13 protein-coding genes are annotated in these 12,712 nt (G+C 41.2%); 6 read left to right on the top strand and 7 right to left on the bottom strand.

The annotated features are described in order from the left end of the window. Position 1: 1 nt before the first annotated feature. The 6 genes from KIH41_RS05275 to KIH41_RS05250 all read left to right on the top strand — a co-directional run bounded on the left by KIH41_RS05275 (position 2) and on the right by KIH41_RS05250 (position 8,091). A complete protein-coding gene (locus tag KIH41_RS05275; protein ID WP_214161765.1) occupies positions 2 to 1,120 on the top strand; it encodes a TlpA disulfide reductase family protein in 1,119 nt (372 codons plus the stop codon). 286 nt (positions 1,121 to 1,406) lie between these two features. Then, positions 1,407 to 1,874: a nucleoid-structuring protein H-NS gene (locus KIH41_RS05270; RefSeq protein ID WP_213944016.1), complete on the top strand. Its 468-nt coding sequence runs from the start codon at positions 1,407 to 1,409 to the stop codon at positions 1,872 to 1,874. A gap of 37 nt (positions 1,875 to 1,911) precedes the next feature. Further along, on the top strand, positions 1,912 to 2,490 hold the full coding sequence (locus KIH41_RS05265) for a hypothetical protein (protein WP_213944017.1): 579 nt from the start codon (positions 1,912 to 1,914) through the stop codon (positions 2,488 to 2,490). After that, positions 2,487 to 3,326, top strand: a complete 840-nt coding sequence (locus KIH41_RS05260) for a hypothetical protein (protein WP_213944018.1) — start codon at positions 2,487 to 2,489, stop codon at positions 3,324 to 3,326. The genes KIH41_RS05265 and KIH41_RS05260 overlap by 4 nt, the downstream gene beginning before the upstream one ends. After that, complete coding sequence (locus KIH41_RS05255; RefSeq protein WP_213944019.1) at positions 3,313 to 5,760, top strand: leucine-rich repeat domain-containing protein; 2,448 nt, start codon at positions 3,313 to 3,315, stop codon at positions 5,758 to 5,760. The genes KIH41_RS05260 and KIH41_RS05255 overlap by 14 nt, the downstream gene beginning before the upstream one ends. Before the next feature lie 162 nt (positions 5,761 to 5,922). After that, positions 5,923 to 8,091, top strand: coding sequence for a cation:proton antiporter (locus KIH41_RS05250; protein WP_213944020.1), 2,169 nt, complete (start codon positions 5,923 to 5,925; stop codon positions 8,089 to 8,091). Positions 8,092 to 8,230: 139 nt separating this feature from the next. Here the strand turns inward: KIH41_RS05250 and KIH41_RS05245 are convergent, their stop codons facing one another. The 7 genes from KIH41_RS05245 to KIH41_RS05215 all read right to left on the bottom strand — a co-directional run bounded on the left by KIH41_RS05245 (position 8,231) and on the right by KIH41_RS05215 (position 12,696). Continuing rightward, positions 8,231 to 8,722, bottom strand: coding sequence for a Dps family protein (locus tag KIH41_RS05245; RefSeq protein ID WP_213944021.1), 492 nt, complete (start codon positions 8,720 to 8,722; stop codon positions 8,231 to 8,233). Positions 8,723 to 8,730: 8 nt separating this feature from the next. After that, on the bottom strand, positions 8,731 to 9,141 hold the full coding sequence (locus KIH41_RS05240; protein WP_213944022.1) for a thioredoxin domain-containing protein: 411 nt from the start codon (positions 9,139 to 9,141) through the stop codon (positions 8,731 to 8,733). 154 nt (positions 9,142 to 9,295) lie between these two features. Next, complete coding sequence (locus tag KIH41_RS05235; RefSeq protein ID WP_213944023.1) at positions 9,296 to 10,318, bottom strand: hypothetical protein; 1,023 nt, start codon at positions 10,316 to 10,318, stop codon at positions 9,296 to 9,298. Positions 10,319 to 10,327: 9 nt separating this feature from the next. Continuing rightward, positions 10,328 to 10,654, bottom strand: a complete 327-nt coding sequence (locus KIH41_RS05230; RefSeq protein ID WP_213944024.1) for a DUF3817 domain-containing protein — start codon at positions 10,652 to 10,654, stop codon at positions 10,328 to 10,330. 1 nt (position 10,655) lies between these two features. Continuing rightward, the gene (locus KIH41_RS05225; protein ID WP_214161764.1) at positions 10,656 to 11,216 is read right to left on the bottom strand and encodes a hypothetical protein; all 561 of its coding nucleotides are present in this window, start codon (positions 11,214 to 11,216) and stop codon (positions 10,656 to 10,658) included. Between the two features lie 192 nt (positions 11,217 to 11,408). Next, positions 11,409 to 11,957 carry an acyl-CoA thioesterase gene (locus KIH41_RS05220; protein WP_213944026.1) on the bottom strand — a complete coding sequence of 183 codons (549 nt, stop codon included), beginning with the start codon at positions 11,955 to 11,957 and terminating at the stop codon, positions 11,409 to 11,411. Between the two features lie 73 nt (positions 11,958 to 12,030). After that, complete coding sequence (locus KIH41_RS05215; RefSeq protein WP_214161763.1) at positions 12,031 to 12,696, bottom strand: protein-L-isoaspartate(D-aspartate) O-methyltransferase; 666 nt, start codon at positions 12,694 to 12,696, stop codon at positions 12,031 to 12,033. Positions 12,697 to 12,712: the final 16 nt, after the last annotated feature.

The raw sequence follows: 12,712 nt of genomic DNA, 5'->3' as shown, positions 1-12,712 counted from the left end.
TATGAGTACATTCAAGAACAACGTTTTATTGGTAGCATTTGTCATGTTGGCTTTTGCCTGTTCCACTGATAAGGAGAAATCCTTTGATGGGGAGGTATTAATCAGCGGCAGTTTTCAAAATCAGCCGGAAGGAGCTTTGATTTTGTCCCAGTACAAGGATAATTCCAAGGAAACGATCGACTCCATAGCGGTAGGCAGTGATGGGAAATTTGAATATACGTTGTCCTTGGATGGTCCAGGGTTTTATGATCTGAATCTGATGAATCGCCAAAACATACGTTTGGCGCTTTACAATGAAGATGTTAAAATCAGCCATGATTTCAATTCCGGGGAAAAACCAGACATCAGTGGATCAAGGGATACTGACCAGCTGAAAAAGATCGACCGGTTGACTGAAGAATATCAGGAGGAAGTCAATCAGTTGAATTCGCAGTATTATGAGGCCATGAATGCCAACAACCAGGAGCGAATCAAGGAAATCCAGGAAAAAGCAATGGGACTTGAGGGTCGGCAGAGTGAAAAGGTAAAGGCGGCTATTCAGGATATGGATGGGAGTTTTGCTTCACTGGCTGCAATCGGGATGATCAACCCAAGAAGCGATTTTCAGTTTTTGGACAGTGTGGTCAATGATCTTGACCAGCGATACCCCAATACGCGGATGATTACCACGCTTAAATCCCAATTGGATGACATGCGAGCCCTTTCAATAGGACAGCCTGCCCCAGAGATTTCACTTCCTAATCCCGAGGGCCAGACGGTGAATTTATCCGATTTGAGAGGTAATTACGTGCTAATTGATTTTTGGGCTGCTTGGTGTAAGCCTTGTAGAGAGGAGAATCCTAATGTGGTGAGATTGTACAATAAGTACAATGAAAAGGGTTTTGAGGTATTTGGGGTGTCTTTGGATAGAACCAGAGAGGCATGGCTGAGAGGTATCAAAGAGGACGGCTTGCCCTGGACTCAGGTTTCGGACCTTCAATATTTTAATTCTGAAGCAGCCTCCCTCTATCAAATCAATGCAATTCCAGCCACTTATTTGATCGATCCGGACGGAAATATTATAGCCAAAGACCTCCGTGGACCTAGCTTGGAGAACAAGCTGAGCGAGCTCTTTGATTAATACAACTAGTTATTGAACACCTAAGCCTTTCTTTAAAATAAGAGAGGCTTTTTTCGTTATTACTTAAGAACTTAGACCAATACTTAAAATATGTTAAGAGGTGTAAAAATAATTATATCAACACCTTTTTTTATCGATTTATTCCTTGCAATATTGCATCGAAATCTAAGCACATCTGCCGACTGCAAACAAACTTCCAAAAATGGATTATTTCCAGATATGGAATGGTTTTTGCAAAAGGTGGGACAACGAAAAAAACAATTTAAACAATCCCTCTAAATCAAACATGAAAAAAAGAACTGCAAAATCCCCTTTGAGCAGGTTAATGACCCTAGCTCTATTTTGCCTATTAGCAATGGGTGCTTGTAAAAGTAAGAAAAAAGTGACTGAGGCGGCTCCTGAACCGCAGCCAGTAGAAGAGCCGGCTCCAGCTCCTGCACCAGCCCAGCCAAGTGCTGAAGAGGAAGCTGTAAGTAAGCTTGAAAACTACTTCAACTCAATTGCTAATTCTTCAAACGTAAACAGTGCTAATTCATCTATTCAAGAAGCCCTTTCTATGTTTGCAAATCAGCAGACCCCAGTATTGATTGTGATCTATGAGGAAAACGGTATGAAGGATTATGATGAGCCTACCACCATCGAAAAGTATCTCAACTACTTAAAAGACACCAAGAAGAACCTCAACTTCATCAGTGACGTACGTGTGGACAACAACGGTAGAGTGACTGAATTAGAATTACGTCGTAGACGATAAACAATCCCAACCCTTATAAAAAAAAGAATCTTACAAAATGAAAAAATACTTCCCTTCATTTATCCTAATGTTTTTGCTGACTTCAGCAGTAGCCGTTGCCCAGTCTAACGACATTAGCCCTCAGAGAAAACAAGCCATAGATTCATTGGCATTGGAAAAAGTAAAGGATCTTAGCAAGTACATCAGCATCATCGGAAGCAAAGAGACGCAGTTTTCTGAAGCTAACCGTGTAATGGACAGAGCTGAAGAGCTTTTTGCTCCAGGTGCTGAAATGGGTGTTTCATCTATCAACACCAAAGAAGTGGCTTACTACAAAGTGAGAAGATACTTCGAAAGGTTGATGGCATTGAACTATGATAGGGTAAATATCAGTTGGTATGATATCCATTACATCAGTGACTTGGAAAGACAGCCTGACGGTAGATTCGTAGGTGTAGTTACCGTGTACCAAAGATTTGAAGGTACATCTCAAGAAGCTGGTCTAAACTATAGAGATACCACCAAAAAAGACATCACCATCTATGTGGAAAGAAAATCCACTCAGGTTGCGGGTAGAACGATCGAGTTCTGGGACGTAATGCTAGGTGATATTCGTGTGACTGAAACTACCTCATGAGAAAAACAATCTTATTAGTACTATTAGTTATTTCATCCATTCAGTTTGCGCCGGGGCAGGGTTTGTACTCCCCCGGCCAACCTGCGGATGATGGCAGATTTGCCGCCTCAACCAAACAAGTAAACCAATTTTTTAGAAGGTTTAATGCCGAAGAAAGCCAGGATGGCAAAAAGCGGTATTACTCCAATGACGCTGAGTACAGAAGTACCGATCTCCGCAAAAAATTCCTCGATATTCTATTTGACAATGAGACTTCCAGCATTGAAGCTGAACTGAAGAAAGAATTTGTCGTGGATGTAATCAATGAAGAGCAGCCTAAATACCTTGATTTTCATCAGGGGGAATGGTTTGCCGAGGTACAAACCACCTTCAAATACCAGGGCAAGTCCGAGAATGTGACTTTGTTCATGAAGCTCCAGCCTGAAGGCTTGGGTTATGAGTGGGTAATTGAACGGGTAGGTTTTGAACCATTCAAAAAATATTTCGACAAGGACACTGGTTCCAAGAAGCAGTTCCTTCACCCGTTAAGCCATGAATTGGATTTTATGAATCTGAGAAGGGCTTTTCAAGAAAACCCTAAGCCGGAATCGTATACGCCTACCGATTATGAGCCGGATTATTTGACATTGTTTCTTTATGAAATCAAAAAAGGTCATTTCAAATTTGAGAATGTGACCGACCTGAAGTTTCATTTTTTCCAAATTGACAACTGGTACTTTGAACTCGCCCAGTTCAACAGGCCTGGTTTCAATACAGGGTGGCTGATTTCCAATCTTGTAAAGCTTCAAGAAGGGGATGAAGATGCCGTATTAAAGTACATCTATGATCAGAAATAAGGTAATTTGCTTAGTAATTGCCTTCTGTGGACCCTTAGCGGCAGTGATTGCACAAGAAATGGGTACCTATACCAAGCAGGAGGTAAAGGAGTTTTCATCCAAAGCTGAAGATCAGGTGAAATTCCTGGAGTATTTCCTCAACACAGTTGGAAATAGGGAAACCTCTGCTCGTGACAAAGACGTCATGATTAGGGAGAGCTTTGTCAAAATCTTCAGAGATGGTAAAGTACAGGTTGAGGACGATCTTTTGCTGGACAGAAAGGTAATTACCAATAAGGATGTGACGGCCTACCTGAAAGACGTGGACTTTTTTTTCCGCCACGCCAATTTCAAATTCAACATCAAGGAGGTTAAACCTTTTCTCAGGGATAATGAGGAATTGTCTTTTATTGTGACCTTGGACCGAATTCTTTCCGCGGAGGGAATTGAAGGTGAGAAAATTGAGAATACCAAACCTAGATTTATTGAGATTAATCTTGATCCCAAATCCAATGATCTCAAGATAGTAAGTATGTATACCACCAAATTGAGCCGTGATAAAGAATTGGCTGAATGGTGGGAAAGCCTTTCTTATGAGTGGAGGTCTTATTTCGAAGAGAACTTTGGTATAGCCGAAGGTGATTCGGTGGGGATGGATGTGATCACCAAAATGAGCTCAATTGATAGCATTGACCTATCGGGTAGAGAGCGGATTTTTGATCTGACTCCTATTTATGCCCTGCGTGATCTCAAATACATTAATTTGAGCAACACCAATATTGAGGATTTGGGACCTGTTTCCCACGTGACTTATCTTAAGCATCTGGATATATCAAATACCCCGACTGAGGATATTCAGTTTATCAAATATTCAGAAGCGTTGGAATACTTGGATATTTCAAATACTAAGGTTTACGATATCGAAGTGCTAAGTGTGCTGAGAAATCTTAAAACGCTAAAAGTTGCCAATACTCCAATCCGTAGCTTTGGCGTATTGAACAACTTTAGCAACCTAGAGGAGCTTGATCTGACCGAGAGTGGGTTCAACAACATGGAAAGCATTAATGAGCTTAAAAACCTTCGAAGGTTGAACCTCACGGGCAACTATTTGATCAATTATGAATACGTGTCTGAGCTTTCCAATCTGGAGTATATCAAGCTGGAGGAGACAAATATTCTGGACTTGACGCCTCTGGCTGACTTGGAAAACCTAAGAACAGTAAACATCAATAGGACTGAGGTAAGCAGCTTGTCTCCCTTGGATCAAAAAAAGTCTCTGCAGCGGGTTTATGCTGATAGAAGCAGTATTTCTGAGAAAAATGCCGATGAGTTTACCAGAAGAAATAGAAGTGTGCTTCTTATCCATAATGTGGAGAATCTACAAAGCTGGTGGAGCACCCTTCCTGAGGGCTGGAGAGAGGTTCTTTTGAAAAACTACCCCGGTTTGTCGGACAATCCTTCAGTAGAGGACCTTTCCAGCTTGGTGGGTAGTGACAATTTAGACCTTTCCAACAGTCAGATTGTGAATCTTCGACCAGTGATTAAATTCAAAAAGATCACGGAATTGGATCTTTCAAACACTAAGGTTCATGATTTAAGTCCTTTGGCAGAGGTGAAAACCTTGGAAAAGCTTGTGGCCAACAGTTCTGCAGTGACGAGCGTAGAGGCTTTGGAGAATCTGAATGGGTTAACAATCGTTGAACTCAAAGAAACACCAATCAAATCTATCAAATCTCTGAATTTCTTAAAGAACCTTGATTTTGTAGATGTAGATAAAACAGAGGTGCCTAAGTGGGAGGTTGAAAATCTTTTACAAATAAATCCGCAAACCAACATAGTTTTCCGCTCTGAAGAGTTGAATACCTGGTGGAGAGGTTTGGAAGGCGTTTGGAAGAGTGTCTTCAAGGATCAATTCGGGATTGGAGAGAACCCATCAACCCGCGAACTGCATAAGTTTACTGCTAGCACAACTGTGAAAATCTCAGGCGAAAGGATCAGTGATCTGGAGCCTCTGACGGCTTTTATCAACTTAAAGGAGCTTGAGATCAGAGATGTGCCTTTGCAGGATATCAGTGCACTGAGTAGAATGGAACGCTTGCAGAAAATTAGCATTACGCAGGCCCCAGTGATGTCCGTGGCGCCATTGGTGAATTTGTTCGAGTTGGAAGAGTTGAACCTTTCTAACACGGGGGTTGAGGACCTGAGGCCGTTGGCAAAGTTGACCAAGTTGAAAGAGTTGAACCTATCAGGTACCAATATCAAAAGACTTAATGGATTGGATAACCTTTATGACTTGAGAAGTTTGGATATAGCCAATACCAACGCAAGGACTTTGAAACCAGTAATGGGATTGAGAAATTTGGAAGAGCTTAAATGCTTTAATACTAGAATTAACAGAAGACAGGTGGAGCAGTTTCAGCGTGCCAATCCTGATACCGATGTCAGATATTATTGATTTGAATATCAATGCAGTAATATAAGTTTAAAAGCTCCGGGAATTATTTCTCGGAGCTTTTAGTTTTTAATGCTTATCTAAAACAGATTTCTTCAAAATTAGTAGAAGAACTTTTTTAGAATTATTTTGCGACAAAACTGTGATTCTAACTAAATAAAAGGAATGATTTTACTCAGTGACTTAAATTTTTCTTTACCGTTAAGCAATCCGGTACTGATTTTTTCGATCATTCTATTCATTATTCTCTTTGCGCCTCTTTTGCTCAATAAGCTGAAAATACCTCAGCTAATAGGCTTGATCATCGCTGGAGCAATCATCGGCCCATATGGATTTAATCTGCTGGAGCGGGATAGCAGTGTTGTTCTTTTCGGAACTGTTGGATTATTGTATATAATGTTTTTGGCTGGGTTGGAAATTGATTTGGCAGACTTTAAGAAAAACAGCTCCAAAAGTATCGTATTTGGGCTTTTTACTTTTCTAATACCGATGAGCTTGGGGATCTTGGCGGGGTTGTATGTTCTTAATTTCAATATCATGACCTCCGTGCTGCTTGCCAGTATGTTTGCCTCCCACACCCTCATCGCTTATCCTATCATTAGTAAGATGGGGATTACCAAAAACAAGGCGGTAAATATCACCGTAGGAGGGACCATGATTACCGATACCTTGGCACTATTGGTATTAGCAGTGATTGCCGGAATGGCAACAGGGGAGCTAAATAATGAATTCTGGATCCGACTGATCATATCAGTTATTGTTTTTGCCCTAATCGTCACATTGGGATTTCCTTTGGTGGGGAGATGGTTTTTTAAAAAGAATGAGGACAACATCAGCCAATACATATTTGTGTTGGGACTTGTGTTCATGGGTGCTTTCTTGGCGGAGGCGGCCGGGATAGAAGCCATTATTGGAGCCTTCTTGGCGGGGCTTGCCTTGAATAGACTTATACCGCATACCTCTCCGTTGATGAACCGGATTGAATTTGTGGGGAATGCGCTCTTTATTCCTTTCTTCCTGATAGGAGTAGGGATGCTCATTGATTACAGCGTATTTTTCAATGATACGGAAACCATCATTGTTGCGGTGACCATGACCGTAGTGGCTACCCTGTCGAAGTATTTAGCAGCTACCCTGACTCAAAAGACCTTCAAGTTCAGTACAGCCCAGCGGGATATTATTTTTGGCTTAAGTAATGCCCAGGCAGCGGCAACTCTTGCGGCTGTATTAGTAGGCTATGAGATAAAAATTGGCGTGGCTCCTGATGGGACTGAAATTAGGCTATTGAATGAGGCCATTCTGAACGGCACCATCTTGATGATCTTGGTGACCTGTACCATCGCCTCCTTTGTGGCTCAACGTGGCGCTACTAAGATTGCGATCCAGGAAAATCAAGGCAAGAAAGATGAAGAGGAGGAGGATGAAGAGGCCAAGGAAAAAATACTTATCCCAATTAATTATCCGGAAAATATTGAAGAGTTGATAAATCTTGGGGTGACGGTGAAATCCCAATCAGCAAAGAATAACCTGTTGGCATTGAATATTATTCCTACAGATTCAACAGATGAAAGCCTGGAGAAAAATGCCAAAAAGCTATTGGAAAAGGCCAGTGTTTTGGCCGCTGCTACGGATAATATTCTGACGGAATTAATCCGTTATGATTCCAACATTGTGAATGGAATAACTAATGTGGTAAAGGAAAACAAGGTTTCTGATATTATTCTTGGCTTGCACAAGCAGGGTGGAATTTCGGATTCTTTCTTGGGTAATCTGACCGAGGGGATTTTGAGCAAGTGTAACGCGACTACGCTAATCTATCGAAATGCCCAGCCGATCAATACCATCCAAAGGCACATCATAGTAGTGCCTATAAATGCTGAAAAGGAAATGGGTTTTCCATTTTGGCTACTTAGGGTATGGAACATAGGGAGGAATACTGGCGCCAAGTTGGTCTTTTATGCTTCTGCAGCAACCCTTGAGTTTATAAGACAGGTAAATAAGAACCACCCAATAGAAGCAGAATTTGTTGAATTCAGTGAATGGGAGGACTTTTTGATTATTTCTAGGGATATGAAAGCCAATGATGCTTTGCTTATTATTATGAGTAGAAAAACAGGTATTTCTTATAACCAGGTCATGGGTAAAATGCCGAAATACCTGAATAACTACTTCAACAAGAATAATTACATCTTGGTCTTCCCGATGCAATTTGGTTTTGATCAGAAAAACATGTCGGATTATTCGGGAACGACTTTATTTAATCCTCTTCTCAATAACATGGAGAAGTTTGATGATTTGGGTAAAACCTTGTCAAAGCTGTTTAAGAAAAAGTAGGGGTATTATATTATTTATAATGCTTGTAACTTCATAGAGGACCTCTTTTAGTATGTGTGACGGAAGACCGAAGACAGATCAAAAAGAAAGGCTTGTGTGTAACACAAGCCTTTCTTTTTGATAAATTTTACCTACATGATTAATTTTTTTGAAAGGAGGTAAGCATCCAGTGGTGAAGCTCAATGCTTTTGATGAATGCTACCAGCATATCTTCTGTGGCTAGATCGCCTAAATCTCCGACGCTTTCGGCACAGTCATTCATGTTTTCAGCTAAGATTTCGAAATCCTTAAGCACTTCATTTACCATTTCAGCAGAAGAGAGATCAGTTCCGACTTCTTTGATGTCAGAATTTTCCAAATAGTCGGTAATAAGGCTATAAGGTGTATAACCAAATACCCTGATTCTTTCCGCAATCAGGTCAATGTTTTCCATGGCCTCGTCATAAAGCTCTTCGAATTTCTCATGCAGGTCGAAGAAGTCGCCTCCAGTGACATTCCAGTGGAAGTTTCGCAGCTTCTGATAATGCACATGATAATTAGCCAAAAGCTTGTTGAGGGATTTAACGATTTTGTCTGTCTCGCTTTGTTTGTAGCCGAGTTTTTTAAACACTCGCTTATCTTTATTACTCATGGTTATTTTTATTGGTTTTTGGTTTCGTCGCTAGGAGGAATGTTCTTGAATACCATGTCCAGTGAAATGGTTTCTGCCGAACTGTCTAGCATTTTACTTACATGTTTGGAAATCAAAATAGGGGTATTTAGGCACTCCTTTTCCTTCTGAAGTATATTCAGCAGATCTTTTTCTTGCACATCTTTTCCCTCTATCTGCTCTCTGAAATAGGCCGATTCCCGGTCGAAAAGATCTATAATTCTCACCTCCAACTTGTTGGCAAGTTCAGAAATCTGGGTAGGAGTCATATCGTTTTGATACACATCCAGCTCGTTGATTACATGTTGGTGGAGAGATTTGACATAGGCTAAGGTCTCCCTGTCACCCATTTTGTTGCTGTTGTATAGAAACTTGATTTCATTTCCTTCTACTTCGAACATATGGTGATGTTGTTAAAAATTAGTGGATAAATAATATTGCATTGCAACCCATTTGAGGGCTTCAACAGGCTAAAATGTCCATAAATTATGCCAAGGTTGCCCTGTTTCTATTACTTAAACATGGATAGGAGGAGAATGTTTTTACAGGATTTCTTTATTTAGTGATTACCTGCTGCAGATTTAATCGCAGTATTTGGCCCATTTTGGTACACTTTAAAAAATCATCATTTTTATGATGTCTGGCTAAGTCTTTTTTAAGCGAATTGATGTTTTCAGGAGTGGAAATATTATCCTCTTCCATGGCCAAAAGAATGTCTTCAATTTCCGTTGGCGCAGTTTTCAGGCGGTTGGCGATCAAAGCCCGCTCTTCCCGCTGGTATTGGACCATGGATTCTGAGGTGATGTGCTTGATGCCTAGCTGGATCAAGGGGTTGTTTTGTTTGAAATACTGGGGGAGATAAATGCTCTTTTTCCCTTCATAAGACTGTTGGTCAAAATCTATAGCCCTGATCCTGTAATGGATCTCCTCAAAATCAGGTGTGATGTCCACCACAAAATTGCTGGAATGCATATCACCCAACAAACGCACAAAGCACCTCTCATTGAATTTTACAAACTCTTTCGCTAAACGAATAGGATTTAAAAGGCTACTGTTGATGTATTGGCGCATGAACATTTCCCCGGGAATCCCGGCGATATGCTCTTCAATCAGTGTGTCGCGATAGACAAGGTAATTGATCCTGTTGGGGCTGAGTAAATGCTCTAGCTCCAAACCGTAAACCCTGCTGGCATCAGCATTTTTTATATAAAAGTAATCGAAATTGTCGTTGATTTTATTGACAATCCGTACCCGGAAAGGCTGCGTATTACCATAGATACATAAGTCGACCCGATCTACATAAAGGTGTTCCATCACACCCATGTCGCCTTCAGCCTTGAGCAGTGAATAGATTTTCTTTAAGTTAAAGTATATTTCATTTCTGTCAGACTCATCAAAAAAGACCGTCTCCCAAAGTGTGTCATTGCCTTTGTAATCATACAGGGCGATTGAACTGGTATAGCGCAGCAATTCCTTATAGTGTATCGGAATATCCACCTCCCGGCCATATTTGACCAAATAATTCCTCAAAATGCCATTGATAGGGTAGATGATTTTCTTTTTGCTGATTAGCGCCATAGGGTGTGCTTAGGCTTTTTGTCCTTCCAGATAATGATATTCTTTTTTCAACTTTCTGTCAAATAGAAAGGGCCCGAATGGTAATACGGAAACCACCAGTCCCCAAAAGGTCTTCGCATAAGACCACTGAAGTTTTTTACTTGTTGGAAAAATAATATAAATGTACAGGACAAATAATGCGCCATGTGCCCAGCCCACATAGGTAACTGCCAAAGGCATATCCATGGTGTATTTGAGAGGCATGGCTATAAACAACAGCACCAAGAATGATATTCCCTCAGCTATACTTATAAATCTAAACCGATTGAGTACTTTTAGTTTTTCGCTAGGGGTCATATTATTTGTTGATTTGAAATAAAGATTGGAGGCTGGTCCAAAGCTGCTTTTTCAAGGCGACATTTTCGGAAATATCCTTAAGATCATCCGCAAACAAAATCTCAAAACTTGGTTGGGTAATGATGTATTTGCTCTTTTTGTGTTCAAATATGGGGTGATGAATCAAGCCAAAGACGATTATTTTATTGGGATTGAGCACATCTATGCAAGACTCAGGCATGTTTTCAATGTTGTCAGCGCCTATCAATGCAATGTCTTTGAGTGAACAGTTTACCGCTCCAAGGATTTTCAACAAAAATTCCTGAAGACTGCTTTCAAGTTCATGTCCCTCATGAATGACAACTATTCCTTTTTGGAATTGCCCCTTGACTTGGGCAAGGATGTCCTCAATCTGGATCTCCGCCACATTGCCATTTTCTTGTACTAATTCTTTCTGATGGGGAATCAGCGCATCATTGTTCTTGAATTTTTGGGAAAGGGAGATCTTTTGTAGCTCCTCTGGTATGATTACCATTTCCTCGGTAAGGAATAGGCTTAGGCTGCTCAGGTTCAATTCATCCATACGGCTAATTTGCCTAAAATTTGGGCTTTAAGCAATTATTAGGAGGGATAAAAATTGGGGGAAATAATGGAAAAGCTTCGCGTATTTTAAATGAAGTTTGACAGAGGACCGTCTTCACAAAAAAAAGAAAGCGGAAGGCGGTAAGGGGGTTATCCTTTACAGCCTCCCGCTGGTTTGCCAAAGTAGGTTGTATTATTTGTCTTTCTTGGCAGTTTTGTCAGGCTCGTCAAAATTAAAGATTGACTTGAGCTCTACTGCGTCGTTTGGACTCATTCTTTTGGCCAAAACCAATCTTAACTGGCGTCGACGAAGTGCACCTGCGTACAACTCCTCTTCCTCTGGATTGGAAGGCTTTACTGAAGGAACCTCGATTGGTCTTCCGTTTTGGTCTACTGCCACGAAGGTGAAAAATGCGCGGTGAGTTTTGACCTTTTTGTTTGCAGGAATATCTTCCGCCCACACTTCGATAAACACCTCCATGGAAGAGTTGAAGGAGCGGGTGACTTGTGCCTTCAATGTAACCACGTTGCCCAAGGCAATGGGGTGCTGAAAAGAAATGCTGTCCGCAGCTGCAGTTACCACGATCCTGTTGGAGTGTTTTTGGGCAGCAATGGCGGCTACAATATCCATCCAATGCATCAGTCTTCCACCCATGAGGTTATTTAAAGGATTGGTGTCGTTTGGTAGCACCAATTCGGTCATGACCACTTCTGATTCGCTTACTAATTTCTGCTTTACCATAAAAACTTTATTTAATGTAAAAATAAGAAATTAAATTTTTACATCATGAAAAACCCATTGAAAAATCAGAATTTTATTTTGAAGACTTCCATCCTTCATCACCCAAAAGCGGTACGAAGGCAAAATTATCGTATTCCTCCTGCATGATTTCGGTAGGGGAAACTTTGGTGAGTTTTAGCATTTTCTGGGAGTTGCGGTCCCCAACTGGAATGACCAAGATGCCATTTACATTCAGCTGTTCAAGCAGGGAATGGGGCACCACGGGGGCGCCTGCGGTAACGATGATCTTGTCGAAAGGGGCTTGGGCTGGAAGTCCTTTGGAACCGTCACCTTGGTAAAAGTTGATGCTTATGCCAAGGCGGGGCAAGAACTTCTTGGTGCGTTCATAAAGCTTTGGCTGATACTCTATGGAATGAACCTCAGCGCCCAAGAGAAAAAGAACTGCTGCCTGATAACCTGAGCCCGTTCCTATTTCCAAGATTTTATCGCCCTGCTTGACTGCCAAAAGCTCAGTCTGAAAGGCCACGGTGTAGGGCTGGCTGATCGTCTGCCCCTCACCAATTGGAAACGCTTTGTCCTCATAGGCATGGGAATGCAGTGCGCTTTCGAAGAAAAAGTGCCTTGGGATGGCATTAATCACATTCAAGACGCCCTCGTCCGTGATTCCCTTTTTTCTCAACAGGTTTACTAATTCCCTTCTTTGGCCTTTGTGGCGATAGGTGTCCTCAAGTCTAATCATTAACTATTATGTTTCT

The sequence above is a fragment of the Litoribacter ruber genome (genome assembly GCF_018500185.1).
GTDB classification, from domain to species: domain Bacteria; phylum Bacteroidota; class Bacteroidia; order Cytophagales; family Cyclobacteriaceae; genus Litoribacter; species Litoribacter ruber.
Note: the sequence above shows the minus strand (reverse complement) of the source record. Positions and strands in the feature narration are given on the sequence as shown.

What these genes read in the sequence shown, in the direction of transcription:
- KIH41_RS05275 (WP_214161765.1), top strand. Translation starts at nt 2, where the DNA reads ATGAGTACATTCAAGAACAACGTTTTATTGGTAGCATTTGTCATGTTG.
- KIH41_RS05270 (WP_213944016.1), top strand. Translation starts at nt 1,407, where the DNA reads ATGAAAAAAAGAACTGCAAAATCCCCTTTGAGCAGGTTAATGACCCTA.
- KIH41_RS05265 (WP_213944017.1), top strand. Translation starts at nt 1,912, where the DNA reads ATGAAAAAATACTTCCCTTCATTTATCCTAATGTTTTTGCTGACTTCA.
- KIH41_RS05260 (WP_213944018.1), top strand. Translation starts at nt 2,487, where the DNA reads ATGAGAAAAACAATCTTATTAGTACTATTAGTTATTTCATCCATTCAG.
- KIH41_RS05255 (WP_213944019.1), top strand. Translation starts at nt 3,313, where the DNA reads ATGATCAGAAATAAGGTAATTTGCTTAGTAATTGCCTTCTGTGGACCC.
- KIH41_RS05250 (WP_213944020.1), top strand. Translation starts at nt 5,923, where the DNA reads ATGATTTTACTCAGTGACTTAAATTTTTCTTTACCGTTAAGCAATCCG.
- KIH41_RS05245 (WP_213944021.1), bottom strand. Translation starts at nt 8,722, where the DNA reads ATGAGTAATAAAGATAAGCGAGTGTTTAAAAAACTCGGCTACAAACAA.
- KIH41_RS05240 (WP_213944022.1), bottom strand. Translation starts at nt 9,141, where the DNA reads ATGTTCGAAGTAGAAGGAAATGAAATCAAGTTTCTATACAACAGCAAC.
- KIH41_RS05235 (WP_213944023.1), bottom strand. Translation starts at nt 10,318, where the DNA reads ATGGCGCTAATCAGCAAAAAGAAAATCATCTACCCTATCAATGGCATT.
- KIH41_RS05230 (WP_213944024.1), bottom strand. Translation starts at nt 10,654, where the DNA reads ATGACCCCTAGCGAAAAACTAAAAGTACTCAATCGGTTTAGATTTATA.
- KIH41_RS05225 (WP_214161764.1), bottom strand. Translation starts at nt 11,216, where the DNA reads ATGGATGAATTGAACCTGAGCAGCCTAAGCCTATTCCTTACCGAGGAA.
- KIH41_RS05220 (WP_213944026.1), bottom strand. Translation starts at nt 11,957, where the DNA reads ATGGTAAAGCAGAAATTAGTAAGCGAATCAGAAGTGGTCATGACCGAA.
- KIH41_RS05215 (WP_214161763.1), bottom strand. Translation starts at nt 12,696, where the DNA reads ATGATTAGACTTGAGGACACCTATCGCCACAAAGGCCAAAGAAGGGAA.